This window comes from Streptomyces sp. NPDC006296 (genome assembly GCF_040613235.1).
Classification (GTDB): domain Bacteria; phylum Actinomycetota; class Actinomycetes; order Streptomycetales; family Streptomycetaceae; genus Streptomyces.
In genome coordinates this window covers 155169-174937 of the sequence record NZ_JBEXRT010000005.1, presented here as the reverse complement: position 1 = coordinate 174937, position 19769 = coordinate 155169, and the positions used below count along the sequence as shown (strand labels likewise).

The following is a 19769-nucleotide window of genomic DNA, read 5'->3' as shown; positions in this document are numbered from 1 at the left end:
GGCTGAGCTGAGCCGGAGCGGAGGGTAGGGGTCGTCCGAGGCACGAGGACGGCACCTGCCCGCAGCACAGGCGAAGCACAGCGCGACCACCGGCACCAAGCGGCTGAGCTGAGCCGGAGCGGAGGGTAGGGGTCGTCCGAGGCACGAGGACGGCACCTGCCCGCAGCACAGGCGAAGCACAGCGCGACCACCGGCACAGGGCGGCGCCGGCCCGGCCGTCAGGCCGTGCGTGCCGCGCGGGGCCGCCTCGAATCGGGGCGAGCCCCGATCGTGACCGAATCTCCCCCAGGATGTGACCTGCATCCCGGGGGACAGTCGTTTCCCCAGGTCACACCAGCCTCAGGACTAAACACAGGGCCCAAAGACCTGTCCAATTCGTGACGTAATGCACTGACAGCAGGTGCAGGTACAAGACAAGCTGATGTAGGAAGTCGGGGGTGTCGATTGAAACCGGGAGTATGTCAGTGAGCGCCATGCCGTTTGCCCTGTTGCTGACCACCGCCGCTGCCACGGCCGTCGGCGCCGCCGCTCTGCACGCTGCTCACGGGCTGCGTAAGCAGGTCACAGCCCTGCGCTCGGAACTGGCGGAGGGCCGAAGCCTTCACGCGTCGGTTCCCGAGCAGCAGAACCGCAGCAACAGCACCCCCCTCGAGGAGATACGCACGGCCGTCGCCGACGCGCTCGCCGAGGAGCGGGAGCGCGAGCTCGCCGAGGCCCGCGCCTTCTGGGCGGCCCAGGAGGCGCGCGACGCCGCCGACGCCCCGTCGATGCTGGGCGGCCTCGGTGAGGACATCCCGTTCTTCATGCCCCGGCAGGCCGACTTCGCGGGTCTGGAGCCGATGAGCCTCGACTCCGACGAGAGCAATCTGGACGAGCTGGTGGAGCTGGCCGAGCTCACCGACCTGCCCGAGGTCGCGGAGTACGCGGAGTTCGCCGACGACTCCCCCGAGCTGGCCGCGGCCCGCCGCCGCCACCCCTCGCACCCGGACTTCGTCCCCGTACAGACACCCGTCGTGACCGACCATGAGCGTACCGTGAACCGGCTGGAGCGGCTCGCCGACACCGGTACGGAGCTGACCGACGTGCGCCCCGGCCCCCTGGGCACGCTCGATGTGTACGTCTTCGCCGACGGCACCACGCTCTGCATGACCCCGGGCCACCGGGAGACCGCCGAGCGGCTCGCCGACTCGCTGCGCTCCGGTGAGCAGCCCGTGCTGCTGGGCGGTTCCGGGGTCTCCGGCGCCTACGCGCTGACGTTCTCCTGCGGCGAGGACAACGTCTACATCCTCGCCGACCGCGTCATCGCGTCCTTCTAGCGCGACCCGGGTGCGAACGCCCGCGCCGCCGCCTCCTCGACACACCGCACGGCCTCGTCCAGTTCCCGGGACGAGGCCGTTTCCAGTGCCACGGCCAGATCCCGGCCCGCGACCGCGAGCTGGTCGCCGACGGCGAATATCCCGACGTCCGGCATGACCCTCGGCTCCCGGTCCGGCGTCTCGGCGCGCTGGGCGCGGGCGGACAGCTCCCGTGCCGCCACCAGCGCCTCGGCGGCGACGCCGTGCTGGAGCCGGCTCTGCGGCGTACTGCGCAGGCGGTCGGCGAATCGGTCGACGGCGTTGATCAGTGGGGTCGTATCGAGCACGCCGTGACCCTACGCGCCCCCACCGGACGGTTGCCAACACGCCCACGCTCGGGCACGGTGTCCGGAAGGTTCAGCACGCGCACTGCGCCGGAGGCGCCGATGTCTCACGTCTTCTCCGAGGAAACCCACCGCAACCTGCTCTCCCGGATCCCCCGCTGCACCGGCCGCGACCTCGCGGACTGGCTCCGCACGGTCGACGAGGGCCCCTCCCTCCTCCGCTTCGAGGAGAAGGTCAGCTGGCTGCGCGGCGAGCACGACCTCACCTACGGCCACGCCAAGGCGATCATCCACGAGTACGACCTGAGACGGGCCGCGCGCAAGCTCCGCTGAGGCACCGGCACGCACCACCCTCCCCGTGACACGCGGAACGGCCCGCAGGCGGTGCCTGCGGGCCGTTCCGTCGTCGTCGCGCCTACGGGGTCAGTCGTCCCCGTTGAGGATGGAGAGCAGACGCAGCATCTCCAGGTAGATCCACACCAGGGTCATGGTGAGGCCGAAGGCCGCCAGCCAGGACTCCTCGCGCGGTGCGCCGTAGGTGATCCCGTCCTCGACCTGCTTGAAGTCCAGGGCCAGGAAGCAGGCACCGAGGATGATGCCGATGACGCCGAAGAGGATGCCGAGGCCTCCGCTGCGGAACCCGAGGCCGTCACCGCCGCCGAAGACGCTGAACAGCAGGTTGACGACCATCAGGAGCATGAAGCCCATGGCCGCGGCCATCACGAAGCCGTAGAAACGGCGGGTGACCCGGATCCAGCGCATCTTGTACGCGATGAGGACGCCGGCGAAGACACACATAGTGCCCATCACCGCCTGCATCACCGTGCCGGGACCGATGTAGGTGCTGACCGCGCTGGAGATCACTCCGAGGAAGACACCCTCGAAGGCCGCGTAGGCCAGGATCAGCGCGGGCGAGGCCTTGCGCTTGAAGGACTGGATCATGGCGAAGACGAACGCCACGAGGGCCGCGCCGATGGCGATGCCGTAGGACTTGCCGAGATTGGCCTCGTCGACCGGCAGCAGGGCCCAGGAGAGCGCGGCGGTGAGCACCACGGTGCCCAGCGTCATGGCCGTACGCGTGACGACGTCGTCGATCGTCATCGCGCCGGAGCGCGCGGGCGCCTGCGGGGCGCCGTACTGGGTGTCCTGCTGGGCGTAGGGGTTCGTGGCGTACGGGTTGGCGGTGCCCTGCGCGTACGGGTTGGCACCCGCTGCGGCGGCCCCGGCCTGCGGCGCCGCGTTGAAGCCCGCGTAGCCGTTGTCGCGGCTGAACCCCCGTCGCGAGAAGACCGGGTTGCTGCTCCTCATCTCACTCCTCCATGGCCACCGTGCGTGGCCTTCCCCTAAGAGTAATGGGTAGGCAAAACAATGACCCTAGTGCCAGAGGAGGATCTTTGAGAGAAGATCCATCCGCCGGACGGACGAATCCGCGCATGACCAGCGCGGAACGGGGCACCGGATCAGGCCGTGCAGGCCAGCTCCTTCTTGACCGACGGCACGAGAGCGAGGGCGAACTCCTCCATGTCCGCCCGCCGCCGTTCCACGTCCTTCTCGGCCGTGTCATCGACGCTCATGCCGACGACCAGGTAGCCGGCCGCCGGCGCCCCGCACCGGGCACTGATCATGACGTGCTCGTCGCCCGTGGCCCCGGCCCCGTCGAAGGGCAGGGCGGACATCTCCTTGCGGTGCGTGAACCTGAAGCTGTGCAGCTTTCCCATCGGATCGTAGAAGGTGTCCGTCCTGTCGACCTGGAGCGACAGGACCGGACGGAGAACTGCGTACGTGCGAGGAGCGGGACGCGCAGGACGGGTCCGGGCCGCGCACGGCTCGTACGCACAGTGATCACAGGATGTCGCGGAGAGGGACCGGCCCGGTGCGGTCACGGGCGGTCGGCGCTCGGAGAGGGCCGGAGCAGCGGAAGGGCGGCCGGACCCACCGAGGGTGCGGGTGGTGCCCGGAGCCGGACTCGAACCGGCACGCCCCCGAGGAGGCAGCGAGGTTTAAGCTCGCCGTGTCTGCATTCCACCACCCGGGCGTGGGCGCGCGGCTCCGCGTTTGGCACATGACCCTATCCGGGGGTAACCCTCGGACAGCGGAACCCTCATCCGATGTTGTCTTATTTTATTGATCGTGTGAGGGACCGTCAGACACTGGCCACCGCATCCGCACACGCGCGCCCCGGCAGAGGGGGACGAACCCCGGCAAACGGGAATGACGAAAAGTCGCCGCACCCGTACGGCTCATTCGCCATGGCGCGCGCCATGGTCCGCCAGGGTCTTCGCCACCTCAGCCGCCGGCACCACCGCCGACGCACCGGAGGTCGTGCCGGGAACCCGCCGCCGGGTCAGCGCCGACCGCCCCGCACCCGGAACACACCGTTCTGTCCGGGCGGCGGAGCGGTGCGGACGGCGTCCCTCCGGCGTCCGCGAAGGGCCCGCGACCCGGCCGCCCGGGTGGCGGACGCGGCCGGGCCGTGGTGCGCACACCGTCGTCCCGGCCCAAGGCAGGCGTCCGGGCGTCACCCTGAGTGACTCCGGGTCGGCCGGGGCGTGCCCTGCCGGGGGCGACGGAGGCGGGCCGGCCCGGGCGGGTCCTCCCGGGGTGAGGGAGGGGCCAGGGTCGCCCTCCTACCTCAGGACTACACGTCCGTCCGCCGGGTGCGACTCAAGAGGGCCCCGGGAACGGGCACGAGGGCTGACGTGCCGGTGCGCCGGGACGACGAGGATGGAGGAGTCCCCACGAACCCCTCGTCCGAACCAGGAGTACCCCTGTGACCACCACCACCGTTCCCCGCACCACCGCGGTCGCCGCCCGCGCCACGGAGCTGTCGAAGGTCTACGGCCAGGGTGAGACCCAGGTCGTCGCCCTCGACCGGGTGACCGTGGACTTCCCGCAGGGCGAATTCACCGCGATCATGGGCCCGTCGGGTTCCGGCAAGTCGACGCTGATGCACTGCGTGGCCGGTCTCGACAGCTTCAGCAGCGGCTCCGTGCGCATCGGCGAGACCGAGCTGGGGACACTGAAGGACAAGCAGCTCACGCAGCTGCGCCGGGACAAGATCGGCTTCATCTTCCAGGCCTTCAACCTGCTGCCCACGCTGACCGCGCTGGAGAACATCACCCTGCCGATGGACATCGCGGGCCGCAAGCCCGACGCCGCCTGGCTGCAGCAGGTCATCGACATGGTGGGGCTCTCGGAGCGGCTGAAGCACCGTCCCACGGAGCTCTCCGGCGGCCAGCAGCAGCGGGTCGCCGTGGCGCGCGCCCTGGCCTCGCAGCCGGAGATCATCTTCGGTGACGAGCCGACCGGCAACCTCGACTCCCGCTCCGGCGCCGAGGTCCTCGGCTTCCTGCGCAACTCGGTGCGCGAGCTCGGCCAGACCGTGGTGATGGTGACCCACGACCCGGTCGCCGCCTCCTACGCGGACCGCGTGATCTTCCTCGCGGACGGCGCGGTCGTCGACCAGATGCTGCACCCCACCTCCGACGGGGTCCTCGACCGGATGAAGGCGTTCGAGGCGAAGGGCCGCACCAGCTGACGCGGTTCGGCCGCCGCTCCCCGACCCCCTTCCGGAACCGATCCCAGGACACACAGACATGTTCCGTACCGCCCTGCGCAACGTGCTCGCGCACAAGGCCAGGCTGCTGATGACCGTGCTCGCCGTCATGCTCGGCGTGGCGTTCGTCTCCGGCACCCTCGTCTTCACCGACACCCTCGGCAACGCCTTCCGCAACCAGTCGGCCAAGAGCTACGACGACGTCGCCGTCGCCGTCTCCACGTACGCCGACGGGAGCGACGAGGGCAGCCCCGGCATCGACGACGCCACCCTGGACAAGATCCGGGCCCTGGACGGCACCGCCTCCGCCACCGGACGGGTCTCCGGCTTCGCCGGGGTCGCCGACCCGGACGGCAAGCTCATCGGCAACGGCTGGTCCAACACCGGCGCCAACTTCGCCCCGGGCGAGGACGGCAAGGACAGCGCGTACACCTTCACCGACGGCGCGGGCCCGGTGAAGGACGACCAGATCGCGCTGGACAAGGACACCGCCGGCAAGGGCGAGTACCGGGTCGGCGACACGGTGCGCGTCGCCACCAACGGCCCGGTGAAGGAGTACACCCTCTCCGGTGTCTTCACCACCGAGGACGGCGCGGTCAACGCGGGCGGCAGCCTGGTGCTCTTCGACACCGCGACCACCCAGCGGCTCTACCTCAAGCCCGGCGTCTTCCAGGACGCCACCGTGACCGCCGCGGCCGGCACCTCGGACAAGCAGCTGCTGGACGCCGTCAAGCCGCTGCTGCCCGAGGACGCGACCGCGCAGACCGGGAAGGCCCTCGCCGACGAGCAGGCCGAACAGATCGAGAAGGGGCTCAGCAACCTCAACGCCATGCTGCTGGCCTTCGCCGGCATCGCCCTCTTCGTCGGCATCTTCCTCATCGCCAACACCTTCACCATGCTGGTCGCCCAGCGGACCCGTGAGCTGGCCCTGATGCGGGCCATCGGCGCCTCCCGGCGCCAGGTCAAGCGCTCGGTGCTGATCGAGGCGGCCGCCGTCGGCACGCTCGCCTCCGTCGTCGGCTTCGCCCTCGGCGTCGCCCTCGCCACCGGCCTGCGCTCGGCGATGGGCGTCCTCGGCGGCAAGATCCCGGCCGGACCGCTGGTCGTCTCGCCGGTCGCGGTCGGCTCCGCCTTCGCCGTCGGCATCCTGATCACGCTGCTGGCCGCCTGGCTGCCCGCCCGCCGGGCCGCGAAGATCGCCCCGATCGCGGCGATGAGCAGCGTGCACGCCAACGCGACCGTCAAGTCCCTGGTCATCCGGAACTCCATCGGCGCCCTCATCGCCCTGGCCGGTGCCGCGGGCATCGTCGGCGGCGCGGCCACCGGCGGTACGAACGGCCGCTACCTGGTCGCGGCCGGCGCCTTCCTCGCCCTGATCGGCATCATCGTGCTGATCCCGCTGCTCTCGCGCCCCGCCATCGCCCTCGTGCGACCGCTGCTGCGGAAGCTGTTCGGCGTCTCCGGGAAGCTCGCCTCGCAGAACGCGGTCCGCAACCCCCGGCGCACCGGCGCGACCGCGTCCGCCCTGGCCATCGGACTGACCCTGGTCACCGGCATCTCGGTGCTCGGCGTCACCCTCGGCCAGGCGATCGACAAGATGACGACGGACAACATCAAGGCCGACTACATGGTCTCGATGGCCGGTGGCGACGCGCTCGACGAGTCGGCGCTCACGGCCCTGTCGAAGGCCGACGGCGTCACCGCGCTGTCCCCGCAGCAGTCGACCTGGTTCGAGACGGACGGGGAGCACCACGCCGCCTCCGGCGTGACCCCGGGCGACGTGGAGAAGGTCTTCGCGCTGAAGACCGTCTCCGGCTCCCTCAGCTCGCTGAAGGACGGCCAGATCGTGGTCGGCGCGAAGACCGCGAAGTCGAACGGCTGGAAGACCGGCGACACCCTGCCCGTGACCTTCGACGACGAGAAGAAGGGCGAGCTGAGGATCGGGGCGGTCTACCGGGAGAACGACTTCCTGTCGCCCGTCCTGATGCCCAAGGACCTGGCGGACGCGCACCACACCGGCTCGCGCTCCGACATCCGCGAGATCTGGGTCACGACGGACGGCGGGGCGAGCAAGGCCAACGAGCAGTCCCTCGTGGACGCGCTCGGCGACAACCCGGCCATGAGCATCATGGACCGGCAGGACATGCGTGACATGTACGGCGGCTTCGTGAACACCGCCCTGAACATCATGTACGGGCTGCTCGCCATGGCCCTGCTGATCGCGGTCCTCGGAGTGGTCAACACCCTGGCGATGTCGGTGTTCGAGCGGCAGCAGGAGATCGGCATGCTCCGCGCGATCGGTCTCGACCGGGGCCGGGTCAAGCGGATGATCCGTCTGGAGGCCGTCGTCATCTCGGTCTTCGGCGCGGTGATCGGTGTCGGACTCGGCGTCTTCCTCGGCTGGGCGATCGGCCGGACGCTGGCCACCGACATCCCCGGCTACGCCCTGGTCGTCCCGTGGGACCGGCTCGCGGTCTTCCTGGTGCTGGCAGGACTCGTGGGTGTGCTGGCCTCGCTGTGGCCGGCGCGCAGCGCCGCGAAGCTGAACATGCTGACCGCGATCAAGACGGAGTAGCGGGCGCGGGGCGGGTGGGGAAGGGCCGGTGTCCGCGGTGCGGGCACCGGCCCTTCCGTACGCTCCGGGTCAGCCGTTCGCCGACGCCGTCCAGTCACGGGCCCGCAGCGGCATGCCGGCCCCGCCGCCCTCCCGCGGTCGCACCGCGAGGATCTGGTTGACGCCGATCTTGTTGTGCTCGAAGGAGAGCGCGGAGGCGGCCATGTAGAGCCGCCAGACCCGGGCCCGGCCGGGCGAGGTGGCCCGGACGGCCTGCGGCCAGTGCCGCTCCAGGTTGGCGACCCACTGCCGCAGGGTCAGGGCGTAGTGCTCACGGATCGCCTCGACGTCCCGGGTCTCGAAGCCGGCCTCCTCCAGGGTGGCGACGGTGCTGCCCACCGGGGCGAGTTCGCCGTCGGGGAAGACGTAGGCGTCGATGAACGCGTCGATGCGGTAGGCCGACTCGTCCTTCTCGGGGCGGCGGGCGATCTGGTGGTTCAGCAGCCGGCCGCCGGGCCGGAGCAGCGCGAAGAGGTCGTCGGCGTACTCGCGGAAGAGGGCCGAACCCACGTGCTCGGCCATGCCGATCGAGGAGATCGCGTCGTACGGGCCGTCCCTGACGTCGCGGTAGTCCTGGACACGGATCTCGATCCGGTCGGTGAGGCCCTCCTCGGCGACGCGCTTGCGGGCGAAGGCGGCCTGTTCGGTGGAGAGGGTCACTCCGGTCACCCGGGCGCCGTACTCGCGGGCCGCGTGGACGGCCATGGAGCCCCAGCCGCAGCCGACGTCGAGGAGGCGGTCGCCCTCCTTCAGGGCGAGCTTGCGGCAGACCAGGTCGAGCTTGTCGCGCTGGGCCTCCTCCAGCGTGGAGCCGTCCTGCCAGTAGGCGCAGGAGTAGACCATGGACGGGCCGAGGACCCTCGCGTAGAAGTCGTTGCCGACGTCGTAGTGGTGGCTGATGGCCTCCTTGTCGCGGCGTCTGGTGTGCAGCGGTCCGGTCCGGCGGCGCACCTCCTCGACGGGCGGGGCCGGCGGCGGCCAGGGGCCGGCCAGCTGGACGAGGCCGCGGCCGAACGCCCGCACCCTCGGGTCGCGGACGGGGTGGACGCCGTCCTTCGCGTCGGCGCCGCGTTCCCAGAGCAGGGAGGCCACGGCGTCCAGGGCCGCGTACAGGTCGCCGTCGACGTCGATGTCGCCGGCCACCCAGGCGCGGGCCAGGCCCAGTTCGCCCGGCTTCCAGAGCAGCCGTCGCAGGGCACGGCGGTGGCGCAGGACGAGGACGGGGGCACCCGGCGGTCCGGATTCACTGCCGTCCCAGGCCCGGATCCGGACCGGCAGGGGCTCTCCCAGCAACTCTTCGGCAAGAGCGGTCAGCCGCGATGCGGCGTCGGCCATGGTGCACACCTCCGTGGTGGTGTTTCCGAACGTGCCTAAATTCGCATATACGAACCCGAACCGGGCCGCGACACCTCGGGGCCGCGGCGAGGTACACCGGGGTCAACGCCGCCCGGCGCCCGTGCCATCCCGCCTCCGGGCAACGGAACGGCAAAATACCTGCACACACCATCTAGTTGCTGGCGGGGCGACGCCCCGTCCGCGGGAGAAGCCCCCGGACATGCCGAAGGGGCCGTCCGCACCACGGATGGCGGACGACCCCTTCGATGACGTGCAGGCGCTAGGAGGCGTTGGCCTTCTCGCCGGACTTGCTCTTGTCGCCGTCGGCCTGGGCCGCGACGGGCGCGGGGCTCGGCTTGGCGGCCTCGTAGAACTCCTCGCGGGGAGTCTCCATGGCGCCGAGCGAGACGACCTCGCGCTTGAGGAACATCGCCAGCGTCCAGTCGGCGAAGATCCGGATCTTGCGGTTCCAGGTCGGCATGGCCATGCCGTGGTAGCCGCGGTGCATGTACCAGGCGAGACGACCCTTGACCTTGATCTTCACCTTGCCCATGACGATCATCGCGACGCCCTTGTGCAGGCCGAGCCCGGCGACCGCACCCTTGTTGGCGTGGCTGTACTCCTTCTGCGGGAAGCCCCGCATGCCGGAGATGACGTTGTCGCCGAGGACCTTGGCCTGACGCAGCGCGTGCTGGGCGTTCGGCGGGCACCAGGCGTTCGGGTTGCCCGCGCGGCGGCCGACCATGTCCGGCACCTGGGCGTTGTCGCCCGCGGCCCAGATGTAGTCGGTGCCCTGCACCTGGAGCTTCTCGGAGGTGTCCACGTGACCGCGGGGGCCGAGCGGCAGACCGAAGCGCGCCAGCGCCGGGTTCGGCTTCACGCCGGCCGTCCACACGATCGTGCTGGAGTCGACCTCGAGGCCGTTCTTCAGGACGACGTGACCGTCGACGCAGGAGTCCATGGAGGTCGAGAGGTAGACCTCGACACCACGGCTCTCCAGGTGCTCCTTGCCGTACGCGCCCAGCTTCGGGCCGACCTCGGGAAGGATCTTGTCGGCGGCGTCGACCAGGACGAAGCGCATGTCCTCGCGCTTCACGCTCGTGTAGTACTTCGCCGCGTCGCGCGCCATGTCCTCGACCTCGCCGATGGTCTCCGCACCGGCGAAGCCGCCGCCCACGAAGACGAACGTCAGCGCCTTGCGGCGGACGTCCTCGTCGGTCGTCGAGTCGGCCTTGTCCAGCTGCTCGAGCACGTGGTTGCGCAGCCCGATGGACTCCTCGATGCCCTTCATGCCGATGCCCTGTTCGGCGAGGCCGGGGATCGGGAAGGTGCGGGAGACCGCGCCCATCGCGATGACCAGGTAGTCGAAGGGCAGCTCGTAGGCCTCGCCGACGAGCGGCGCGACCGTGGCGACCTTGCGGTCCTGATCGATGGTCGTGACACGGCCGGTGAGAACCTCGGCCTTCGGCAGGACGCGTCGCAGCGGGACGACGACATGCCGAGGCGAGATGCTGCCGGCAGCAGCTTCGGGGAGGAAGGGCTGGTACGTCATGTACGAGCGCGGGTCGACGACCGTGACGGTCGCCTCTCCATACCGCATCTTCTTCAGAATGCGACGAGCTGCGTACAGGCCTACGTACCCACCGCCTACAACGAGGATCCTGGGACGCTCCGTGGTGCTCATGCCATCGAGTATCCACCCCCCTCGGGGGGCATGCTCGTGAGCCCCTTCACAAGGTATCCGCCACCCTCTGCTACACTTCGCCGCCCACGTGACCCAGGTCATGACACGGATGGGGAACCACGACGCTCCGGCGAACGTTGTTCACCGCTTGTGAGCTGGCCCTGGAGCCCCCTGCGGCGAGGAACCACCGGCCCGGGACACGCTCCCGCCACACCCCCGAAACCTCCCCGCATCACCCCCGCACCCACCCCCGGACCGCCCGGACGGTCCGCCGGGGCCCGAACTTCACCCAGCGGGGCCGAATTCCTTGTGAAGAAGTTCACGAACTTTGTCGTGGCGCCTCGCGAAAGCCCCCCCCGGACGGCTCCGGGAGGGTCTTTCACGAGCTCAGAGGTGCAGGCCGGAATGCGTTTGAGCAGCCTCCGGCCGGACGCGCGCCACCGCCGCGATCAGGCGGTCCATCGAGGAACCCACCGGCCCGTCGGGGCCCCACCGGCTCCGGGCCGGAAGCTGCCGGACCGCCTGCCCGATCAACGACGGTGAACTCGTCGTCCTCGTCGTGGAGGTGGGCGACCGGCGGGACGCCTACCGCGACCTGTGACGCCCCGCCCGACACCAGCACCGCCGGGTACCGCCCCTCAACGCGCCTCGCTCGCCGCGAAGTGAGCGATCCCGTCGAGGATGTCGTGTTCGCTGACGACGACCTCCCGTGCGCCGCTCCGCTCCATCACGGCGAGCAGGACGAGAGCGCCCGCGGCGATCACGTCGACCCGCCCCGGGTGCATCGCGGGGATCGCCGCACGCTCCTCGTGGGTCGAGGCGAGCAGGCGTTCCGTGAGCTCGCGGACCCGCTCGACGGAGACCCGGGAGTGGTGGATCGCCTCGGAGTCGTACTCGTCCAGCCCGAGCGCCATCGCGGCGACGGTGGTGACCGTCCCCGCGAGGCCCACGAGCGTCGCCGCCGAGGCGATCGGGACGGTCTCCTCCGCCAGGTCCAGGGCGGCCTCGACGTCCGCGCGGATCGCGTCGATCCGCTCGGGTGTCGGCGGGTCCACCACGGCGCCGTCCTCGACGAGGTGACGCTCGGTCATACGGACGCAGCCGATGTCCACGGAGCGGGCGGCGCGGACCCGGTCGTCGCCGACCACGAACTCCGTGGAACCGCCGCCGATGTCGACCACCAGGTAGGGCTGCGCCAGGTGGTCGCCGCCCTCCAGCTCCTTCGTGGCGCCGTCGAAGGACAGCTGCGCCTCCCGGTCGCCGGTGACGACCTCGGGCTCGACCCCCAGGATCTCCAGGACCCCCTGGACGAAGGTGTCGCTGTTCTCCGCGTCCCGGGACGCGGAGGTGGCGACGAACCGGATGCGCTCGGCGCCGAGCTCCTTGATCACGGCCGCGTAGTCACGGCAGGCGTCGAAGGTGCGCTCCAGCGCCTCGGGGGCCAGCCGGCCGGTGCGGTCGACCCCCTGGCCGAGCCGGACGATCCGCATCCGGCGGTCGAGCTCGGTGAGGTCACCGGTGGCGTGGTCCACGTCCGCGACGAGCAGGCGGATGGAGTTGGTACCGCAGTCGATGGCGGCAACGCGGGTCATGGGGCTCCTGTGCTTGTACGGGTACCGCGCGGGGTCAGGACGCTTCGGGTGCGGCGTCGGGTCCGCACGGCGTGACGCACGGGCCCTTCGCCCACCACTGCGGCAGCATCGCGATCGCCTCGTCGCCCAGCGGGTTCACCCCGGGGCCCGCCACCAGCGAGTGGCCGACCAGGACGTGCAGGCACTTCACCCGGTCCGGCATGCCGCCGGCGCTCGGGAAGCCCTCCAGCACCTCGATGGCGTCGCGGCGCGCGAGGTAGTCCTCGTGCGCGGCGCGGTAGGCGGCGGCCAGCTCGGGGTCCGTCGCCAGGCGCTCGGTCATCTCCTTCATGACCCCGTTGGCCTCCAGCGTGCCGATCGCCGACGCCGCACGCGGGCAGGTGAGGTAGTACGTCGTCGGGAACGGCGTGCCGTCCTCCAGACGGGGCTGCGTCTCGACCACGTCCGGATTGCCGCAGGGGCAGCGGTGCGCGATGGCGCGCAGCCCGCGCGGCGGACGGCCGAGCTGCAGCTCGAACGCGGCGATGTCCGCAGCGGTGGGGGTGGTGGATTCGGTCTGCGGAGGGGGCGTGTCCATGCCTGCCTTGAATGTCATCGGTCGGACGGTGTGGATCGGTGCGGGGACGGGGCACGGTCCGTGCCCGGGGTCCCGCACCGGTGCGGGGTCATTCCCGGTCGGCGCTGTCGACGCCGTCCCAGAGGTTCGAGTGCCAGGGCCGCCCCGTCGCCCCCGGCTCGCCCCGGCTCACGTCGGCCGCGTCCGGGTCGACCACCGTATAACCGGTCTCGCCGGGCAGCACGTAGTGCAGGTGCTGGCGGGCGAGACGGCGGACGTACGCGTCGTCCTTGAGCCGCGCCTTCTCGTCGCGCAGCTCCTCGGTCCGCAGGTGGGCCTCCTGGGACAGCCTCTCCTGCTCCGCGATCTGGTCGCGCTGGGAGATGTACTGCCGCATGGGGTACGCCAGGGCGACCACCAGCGAGCAGACGATCAGCGCGAGGAACGCGGCCCGGCCGGTGAGCCGGGAGCGCCGGGCCTGCCGGCGGTTCTGGGACCGGTAGACGCGGGCAGCCGTCTGCTCTCCCAGCAGCCGCAGCCTGGTCGCGGTGGAGAACCGGTCGCGGTCCTTCCCGGCCATGTCTCACGCCTCCCCGTTACGCACGTCCGTCCCCGCACACGGTACGGGACCGGATGCGGGGACGGACGGAGGCTGGTGCTCCGGACCGGGGCGTCAGCCCTCGAAGCGGAACCGCGGGAACGCCGAACGTCCGGCGTAGACCGCGGCGTCGTCGAGGATCTCCTCGATGCGCAGCAGCTGGTTGTACTTGGCGACGCGGTCCGAGCGGGCCGGGGCACCGGTCTTGATCTGACCGCAGTTCACGGCGACGGCGAGGTCGGCGATGGTGACGTCCTCGGTCTCACCGGAGCGGTGGGACATCATGCACTTGAAGCCGTTGCGCTGGGCCAGCTCGACGGCGTCGAGGGTCTCGGTCAGCGAACCGATCTGGTTGACCTTGACGAGCAGGGCGTTGGCCGAGCCCTCCTCGATGCCGCGGGCGAGGCGCTCGGGGTTGGTGACGAACAGGTCGTCACCGACGATCTGCACCTTGGAGCCGAGCTTGTCGGTGATGACCTTCCAGCCCGCCCAGTCGTCCTCGTACAGCGGGTCCTCGATGGAGACCAGCGGGTACGCGGAGACGAGCTCCTCGTAGTACTCGGTCATCTCGGCGGCCGAGCGGGACTTGCCCTCGAACTCGTAGACGCCGTCCTTGTAGAACTCCGACGCGGCGACGTCGAGTGCGAGCGCGATGTCGCGGCCCGGGACGTAACCGGCCTCCTTGACGGCCTCGATGATGAGGTCGAGGGCGGCGCGGTTGGACTCCAGGTTGGGCGCGAAGCCGCCCTCGTCGCCGAGGCCGGTGGAGAGGCCCTTGGTCTTCAGGACCTTCTTCAGCGTGTGGTAGATCTCCGCACCCCAGCGCAGGGCCTCGGAGAAGGACTCGGCGCCGATCGGCGCGATCATGAACTCCTGGATGTCCACGTTGGAGTCGGCGTGCGAGCCGCCGTTCAGGATGTTCATCATCGGAACGGGCAGCAGGTGCGCGTTCGGGCCGCCGAGGTAGCGGAACAGCGGGAGGTCGGAGGCCTCGGAGGCGGCGTGCGCCACGGCCAGCGACACGCCGAGGATGGCGTTGGCGCCGAGGGAGCCCTTGTTCTCGGTCGCGTCCAGGTCGAACATGGCCTGGTCGATGAGGCGCTGCTCGGTGGCGTCGTAGCCGACGAGCTCCGGGCCGATCTGCTCGATCACGGCGAGGACGGCCTTCTCGACGCCCTTGCCCTGGTAGCGGTTGGGGTCGCCGTCACGAAGCTCGATGGCCTCGAACGCTCCGGTGGAGGCGCCGGACGGAACAGCAGCACGTCCCGTGCTGCCGTCGTCGAGGCCAACCTCGACCTCGACCGTGGGGTTTCCCCGGGAGTCGAGGATTTCCCTGGCTACGACGACGTCGATGGACGGCACGAGGCATCTCCTTCTGGGATCTGACACTGGTTGGGCAGGGTCACTGTGGCCTTGCTGCACGAGCCTAACCGGCCCGGCCCGCTGCGTCGGCCGTCCGCCCGTCCCCTGGGACGAAAAAGGACCCAAGGGCATGCAGAACGGGCAAAGCTTCAGAATTTTACCGGCGGGTAACCACAAGACATGAACACGCGCCTTCGGGGCCGGCCCGCGACCGCACCCGCCGCGGGGGTGCCGGAGACGGCCCCGGCCCGGCACGCGGGGGGTCTGCGCGCCGGGCCGGGCCGTCGGGGCAGGAGGGGACCCCGAGCGGTGTGCGACTACTTCAGGTGGAGCTGCTGACCCGGGAAGATCAGGTCCGCGTCGTCGACGATGTCGTCGTTCAGCTCGAAGAGCTTCTCCCAGCCGCCCTTGACCTTCTCGGCGCCGGCGATCTTGCTCAGGGTGTCGCCGGCCTTCACCTTGTACTCGCCGTCACCCTTCTCGACCTTCTGGCCGGTCGGGGTGGTGACGGTCTTCTGGGGGGCCGTGCGCTTCTCGCTGCGCGTGGTGGGCTGCTCGGCCTTGCGCTCCGGCGCGGCCTGCGGGGCCGTGTCGCCGTTCTTCGCGGAGCCGGTGTCGACACCCGGGTCCACACCGTCGTCGGTCAGGCCGCCGGCACCGGCACAGGCCCAGGCGCCCGGGCCCTGCAGGTCGAGGAGCTTCTCGGCGACGGCTATCTGCTGGCTCTTGCTGGCCAGGTCGGCGCGGGCGGCGTACTGCGTGCCGCCGGCGGCGGCCCAGCTGGACTGCGAGAACTGCAGGCCGCCGTAGTAGCCGTTGCCGGTGTTGATGGACCAGTTGCCACCGGACTCGCACTGGGCGACGGCGTCCCAGGTGTCGACGGAGGCGGCGGAGGCGCCGGTCGCGCCCATCAGCGGCACGGCGACGGCGGCACCGGTGACACCGGCCAGGGTCGCGATGCGGACGGCCCTGGACGGGCGACGGTGCTTGCCCTTGCTGGAAAGCAGCATGGTTCTCCTCACCGACGCCTACGAGGTGAGCTGTCGGGTTCGGGCCTGTGAGTTGCCCGGCCGTCCGCAGTCGCGGGCGGCTTCACCCCCAGCCGGCCCTGCCCGTCGTACGACGGCCGGGTCCGGCACCTACCTGGTTCCCCCGCTCCTGCCTACGGCGCTTTACGCGTCGGTCCCCTTCGGCCGACGGCAGGATTCGGCGTGACGGTCGAAGGTGCCCGCGGTGCGAGCGGCTCCGACCGTAGACACACACAACCCCGACATTCAAAGGCGGACATCACGGTCAATCAGCCCGTAACGATCCAGTTGTGCGGTCCGTTTTCGCAGGTCATGACCGCCATGGGCGGACCGGCCGGACAAGACGTACGAGGGGAAGCAAAGAGACCCATGTCTCACTCGCGTACACGTGGACACAGGCCTCTTCACCAGCCCCGTTCCGGGGGCGTCTTCCCGCTGCCGATCAGCCGGCCGCCGCGGTCTCCGCCCCGTCGGCCGCCGCGTCCGCCGCGAGCCCGAGGTCCAGGCTCTGGCCGGGCAGGATCAGGTCCGGGTCGGAGCCCAGCTCGGTCCTGTTGGCCTCGTAGAGAGCGGTCCAGCCGCCCGGGAGCTCCTGCGCGTCGGCGATCGCCCAGAGGTTGTCGCCCTCGCGGACGGTGTACGTCCCCTCGGCGCCCTGGCGGGCCTCGGCGTCGCCGCGCGAGGCGTGCCGGCCGGACTCGCGGCCCTCGCCCGCCGCCGCACCGGCGCTCTCCTCGGCGGCCGGGGTGCCGCGGTGCTTGCCGCCCTTCGCGGTGCCACCCGCCGTCGCACCGGACGCCTCGGGGGACGGGGTCGCGGACGGCGACGCGTCGGCCTTGCCCGCGCCCTCGGTCTTCTCCGGCTCGCCCGTCTTCTCCGGCTTCTCCGCGCCGGCGGACGCGTCCGTGTCGGCCGCCGCGTCCGCGTCGGCCGCCGTGTCCGCGTCGTCCGCCGTGTCCGCCGGGTCCGACGCCTCGGCCGAGGGGGTGGCGGTGTCGGTGGGCTCGGCGGTCGGCTCGTCGCCCGGGTCGACGCCGGGCAGGGCGCCGTCCAGCGCCAGCCCCGAGATCACGGCGCAACTGGGCCACGCCTGCGGGCCCTTGTCGTCCAGCAGCTTCTCGGCGACCGAGATCTGCTGCGAACGGCTCGCCAGGTCGGCGCGGGGCGCGTACACCGTGCCGCCGTAGTCCTTCCAGGTCTCCTGCGAGAACTGCAGGCCCCCGTAGTAGCCGTTGCCCAGGTCGGCACTCCACATGCCGCCGCTCTCGCATTCGGCGACCCGGTCCCAGGTCGAGGCGTCGGCGGCCTGCGCACCGCCCGCGGCGAGCAGCGGGATGGCGATGGCCGAACCGGTGACGCCTGCGGCGACGACGATGGCGGGTGCCTGACGAGGGCGGCGGTGTCTGCCGTTCGCGGAGCCCATGGGTTTGCCTTCCGTGTGACTGACATGTGAAGGGTGAGTCGAACGGTGAACCTAGCCGTACTCGAACGTGTGTCACAAGTCGATGCAGCGGAGATCACGCGAAAGTCACAGAGTTGACGGTGTGTCACCGTTTGCGGGACTGCGCCCCGGCTCGAACTCCACCGGAAGGGTGCGCAGTCCCCGCATGATGAGCCCGCCGCGCCAGCGCAGATCGGCGGGATCCGCGGCCAGCCGCAGGTCAGGGAGGCGCCGCAGCAGGGTCGCCAGCGCCACCTGCCCCTCCAGCCGGGCCAGCGGCGCCCCGAGGCAGTAGTGGATCCCGTGGCCGTAGCCCAGGTGCTGATTGTCACCGCGTGCGAGGTCCAGGGTGTCCGGCTCACGGAACCTGGCCGGGTCGCGGTCGGCGGCGGCCAGGACGACGAGGACGGGGTCCCCTACCGCGATGTCCTGCCCTCCCAGGGCCACGGGTTCGGTGGCGTAGCGCCAGGTGGCGAGCTCCACCGGGCCGTCGTGGCGCAGCAGCTCCTCGACGCCGGTGGCGAGGAGGTCCGTCTCCCCCGCCGCCAGGGAGCGTTCCAGGCGCTCGCGCTGGGACGGGTTGCGCAGCAGGGCGTAGGTGCCGTTGCCGATCAGGTTCACCGTCGTCTCGAAACCGGCGAACAGGAGGATGAAGGCCATGGCGGCGGCCTCGTTCTCGGTGAGGTGCTCGCCGTGGTCGCTCGCCCGGATCAGCCCCGAGATCAGGTCGTCGCCCGGATCCTCCCTCTTGCGGTGGATGAGCTCGGCGAGATAGCCGCGCATCTTCTTGACCGACCTGGCCACCCCGCCGCGCGGCCCCCCGCCGTGCCGGATCATCATGCCCGCCCAGTCCCGGAAGTCGTCCTGGTCCTCGCGCGGCACGCCCAGCAGGTCGCAGATCGCGTAGATGGGGAGGGGGAACGCGAAGTCGTGGATGAGGTCCGCCTCCCCTTTCTCCGCGAAGCCGTCGATGAGGCGGTCCGTCAGCTCCTGCACGCGCGGCGCGAACTCCGCGACCCGGCGCGGTGTGAACGCCTTGGACACGAGCCGGCGCAGCCGGGTGTGGTCCGGCGGGTCGATGTTCAGCAGATGCGTCATCAGCTCCGCCTTGCGCTCCCCCGGAATGCCCGTCTTGCCCTTGGCGTTCGCGGATCCCGCGTGGTGCGCCGGGTTCTTCGAGAGCCGGGTGTCGGCGAGCGCCTGCCGGGCGTCGGCGTACCGGGTCACCAGCCAGGCCTCCACCCCGCTGGGCAGCGTCGTGCGGTGCACGGGGCTGTGCTCGCGGAGCCAGGCGTAGGCGGGATACGGGTCGGTGGCGAACTCCCAGGTGAAGAGTTCGGGTGCCGTGTCCGGCGCGGGGGGCGTGTCGGGGCTGTCGTTCACTCCTCGACGTTATCCGGGCCGCCGAGCCCCTCCGCCGCCCGGATCACGTCCCGGTAGGCGCGGGCGGCGGCCCGGAGGGCGGCCTCCGGGTCCGTGCCGTCCCGCTCCGCCCGCACCGCGAGGGCCAGCAGCCGGTGGCCGATCCCGTCGCCCTCGGGGAGCGGGACGTCGAGGCCCGCGGTCCGGGCCCTGCCGCCGAGCTTGGCGGCCAGCGCCAGGCCCGGCTGCCCGAGCGGCACCCCGTCGGTGACCGAGGCGCGCTGCTTCTCCACGGCCTTCGTGCGGAGCCAGTGGGCGTGGACGTCCTCGGGGGTCTCGGCCGTCTCGTCGCCGAACACGTGCGGATGGCGGTGGATCAGCTTCTCGACGAGCGTCGCCGCGACGTCGTCGATGCCGAACGGCTCCTCCTGGTCCTCCTGCGCGATGCGTGCGTGGAAGACGACCTGGAGCAGCACGTCGCCGAGCTCCTCGCGCAGTTCCTCGCGGTCGCCGGTCTCGATGGCCTCGACCAGCTCGTACGCCTCCTCGATGGCGTACTTCGCGAGGCCCTCGTGCGTCTTCTGCGAGGTCCACGGGCACTCCAGCCGGATCCGGTCCATCACCTGGACGAGGTCCAGGAACCGGGCGCCGGGCAGGTCGTACGAACCGGGCAGCAGCTCCAGGTCCGGCATCCGCACGCGGCCCGAACCGCCGAGCCGGGCCAGGCCGTCGGTGAGCGGCTGGTTCCCCTCGCCGCCGACCAGCACCACCACGGTCCGGCCGCCCGCGCAGTCGTCCACCAGCTCCTCCGCCGAGGGCGCGGTGTGCTCGACCGCGACCCCCGCCTCCGCGAGGTACGGCAGCTGCGGATGGTCCCGCTCGGCGCACAGCACGCGGTCGGCGGCGTGGAGCGTCCGCCAGGCGGGCCAGGACAGCAGACCGGGGGCGACCCGGTGGCTGGCGGTGAGCAGGACGATGCGGCCGGGGTCTTCAGCGTTCACC

General features: G+C 71.2%; 17 protein-coding genes, 1 tRNA gene and 1 riboswitch. Of the genes, 4 read left to right on the top strand and 14 right to left on the bottom strand.

Going from position 1 to position 19769, the window contains the following annotated elements:
• Nucleotides 1-473: 473 nt before the first annotated feature.
• Nucleotides 474-1316, top strand: a complete 843-nt coding sequence (locus ABZ172_RS05725) for a hypothetical protein (protein ID WP_356880563.1) — start codon at nt 474-476, stop codon at nt 1314-1316.
• Here ABZ172_RS05725 and ABZ172_RS05720 read toward each other — a convergent pair.
• Nucleotides 1313-1642, bottom strand: a complete 330-nt coding sequence (locus tag ABZ172_RS05720) for a hypothetical protein (protein WP_356880561.1) — start codon at nt 1640-1642, stop codon at nt 1313-1315. The two genes, ABZ172_RS05725 and ABZ172_RS05720, sit on opposite strands and share 4 nt — an antisense overlap.
• Before the next feature lie 99 nt (nt 1643-1741).
• Here ABZ172_RS05720 and ABZ172_RS05715 point away from each other — a divergent pair, with 99 nt between their 5' ends.
• Nucleotides 1742-1972: a DUF4287 domain-containing protein gene (locus tag ABZ172_RS05715; RefSeq protein WP_356880559.1), complete on the top strand. Its 231-nt coding sequence runs from the start codon at nt 1742-1744 to the stop codon at nt 1970-1972.
• 90 nt (nt 1973-2062) lie between these two features.
• Here ABZ172_RS05715 and ABZ172_RS05710 read toward each other — a convergent pair whose 3' ends face one another.
• The 3 genes from ABZ172_RS05710 to ABZ172_RS05700 all read right to left on the bottom strand — a co-directional run bounded on the left by ABZ172_RS05710 (nt 2063) and on the right by ABZ172_RS05700 (nt 3674).
• Nucleotides 2063-2947, bottom strand: coding sequence for a Bax inhibitor-1/YccA family protein (locus tag ABZ172_RS05710; protein WP_356880557.1), 885 nt, complete (start codon nt 2945-2947; stop codon nt 2063-2065).
• A gap of 152 nt (nt 2948-3099) precedes the next feature.
• Entirely contained in the window at nt 3100-3357 is a 258-nt protein-coding gene (locus ABZ172_RS05705; RefSeq protein WP_356880555.1) for a hypothetical protein, read from the bottom strand.
• Between the two features lie 230 nt (nt 3358-3587).
• Nucleotides 3588-3674: transfer RNA gene (locus ABZ172_RS05700), tRNA-Leu, on the bottom strand.
• Nucleotides 3675-4409: 735 nt separating this feature from the next.
• On the opposite strand from ABZ172_RS05700, the gene ABZ172_RS05695 reads away from it, so the two are divergent.
• Together ABZ172_RS05695 and ABZ172_RS05690 are read left to right on the top strand one after the other, a co-directional pair.
• Complete coding sequence (locus tag ABZ172_RS05695) at nt 4410-5177, top strand: ABC transporter ATP-binding protein (protein ID WP_356880553.1); 768 nt, start codon at nt 4410-4412, stop codon at nt 5175-5177.
• A gap of 58 nt (nt 5178-5235) precedes the next feature.
• On the top strand, nt 5236-7770 hold the full coding sequence (locus ABZ172_RS05690; RefSeq protein WP_356880551.1) for an FtsX-like permease family protein: 2535 nt from the start codon (nt 5236-5238) through the stop codon (nt 7768-7770).
• Between the two features lie 69 nt (nt 7771-7839).
• Here ABZ172_RS05690 and ABZ172_RS05685 read toward each other — a convergent pair whose 3' ends face one another.
• From ABZ172_RS05685 to ABZ172_RS05640, 10 genes are all read right to left on the bottom strand, one after another.
• Entirely contained in the window at nt 7840-9144 is a 1305-nt protein-coding gene (locus ABZ172_RS05685) for a cyclopropane-fatty-acyl-phospholipid synthase family protein (RefSeq protein WP_356880549.1), read from the bottom strand.
• 280 nt (nt 9145-9424) lie between these two features.
• Entirely contained in the window at nt 9425-10828 is a 1404-nt protein-coding gene (locus ABZ172_RS05680; RefSeq protein WP_356880547.1) for an NAD(P)/FAD-dependent oxidoreductase, read from the bottom strand.
• 638 nt (nt 10829-11466) lie between these two features.
• Nucleotides 11467-12420, bottom strand: coding sequence for a Ppx/GppA phosphatase family protein (locus ABZ172_RS05675; RefSeq protein WP_356880545.1), 954 nt, complete (start codon nt 12418-12420; stop codon nt 11467-11469).
• Nucleotides 12421-12454: 34 nt separating this feature from the next.
• Nucleotides 12455-12997: a DUF501 domain-containing protein gene (locus ABZ172_RS05670; RefSeq protein WP_356880636.1), complete on the bottom strand. Its 543-nt coding sequence runs from the start codon at nt 12995-12997 to the stop codon at nt 12455-12457.
• Nucleotides 12998-13085: 88 nt separating this feature from the next.
• Nucleotides 13086-13556, bottom strand: a complete 471-nt coding sequence (locus tag ABZ172_RS05665; protein WP_356880543.1) for a septum formation initiator family protein — start codon at nt 13554-13556, stop codon at nt 13086-13088.
• Between the two features lie 93 nt (nt 13557-13649).
• On the bottom strand, nt 13650-14936 hold the full coding sequence (gene eno, locus ABZ172_RS05660) for a phosphopyruvate hydratase (protein WP_356880541.1): 1287 nt from the start codon (nt 14934-14936) through the stop codon (nt 13650-13652).
• 317 nt (nt 14937-15253) lie between these two features.
• Complete coding sequence (locus tag ABZ172_RS05655; protein ID WP_356880539.1) at nt 15254-15946, bottom strand: transglycosylase family protein; 693 nt, start codon at nt 15944-15946, stop codon at nt 15254-15256.
• A riboswitch (cyclic di-AMP (ydaO/yuaA leader) is annotated at nt 15947-16116 on the bottom strand.
• A 290-nt stretch (nt 16117-16406) separates the two neighbouring features.
• Nucleotides 16407-17387, bottom strand: a complete 981-nt coding sequence (locus tag ABZ172_RS05650; protein ID WP_356880537.1) for a transglycosylase family protein — start codon at nt 17385-17387, stop codon at nt 16407-16409.
• Between the two features lie 105 nt (nt 17388-17492).
• Nucleotides 17493-18788: a cytochrome P450 gene (locus ABZ172_RS05645; protein ID WP_356880535.1), complete on the bottom strand. Its 1296-nt coding sequence runs from the start codon at nt 18786-18788 to the stop codon at nt 17493-17495.
• Complete coding sequence (locus ABZ172_RS05640) at nt 18785-19768, bottom strand: nucleoside triphosphate pyrophosphohydrolase (protein WP_356880533.1); 984 nt, start codon at nt 19766-19768, stop codon at nt 18785-18787. The genes ABZ172_RS05645 and ABZ172_RS05640 overlap by 4 nt, the downstream gene beginning before the upstream one ends.
• Between the last annotated feature and the right edge of the window lies 1 nt (nt 19769).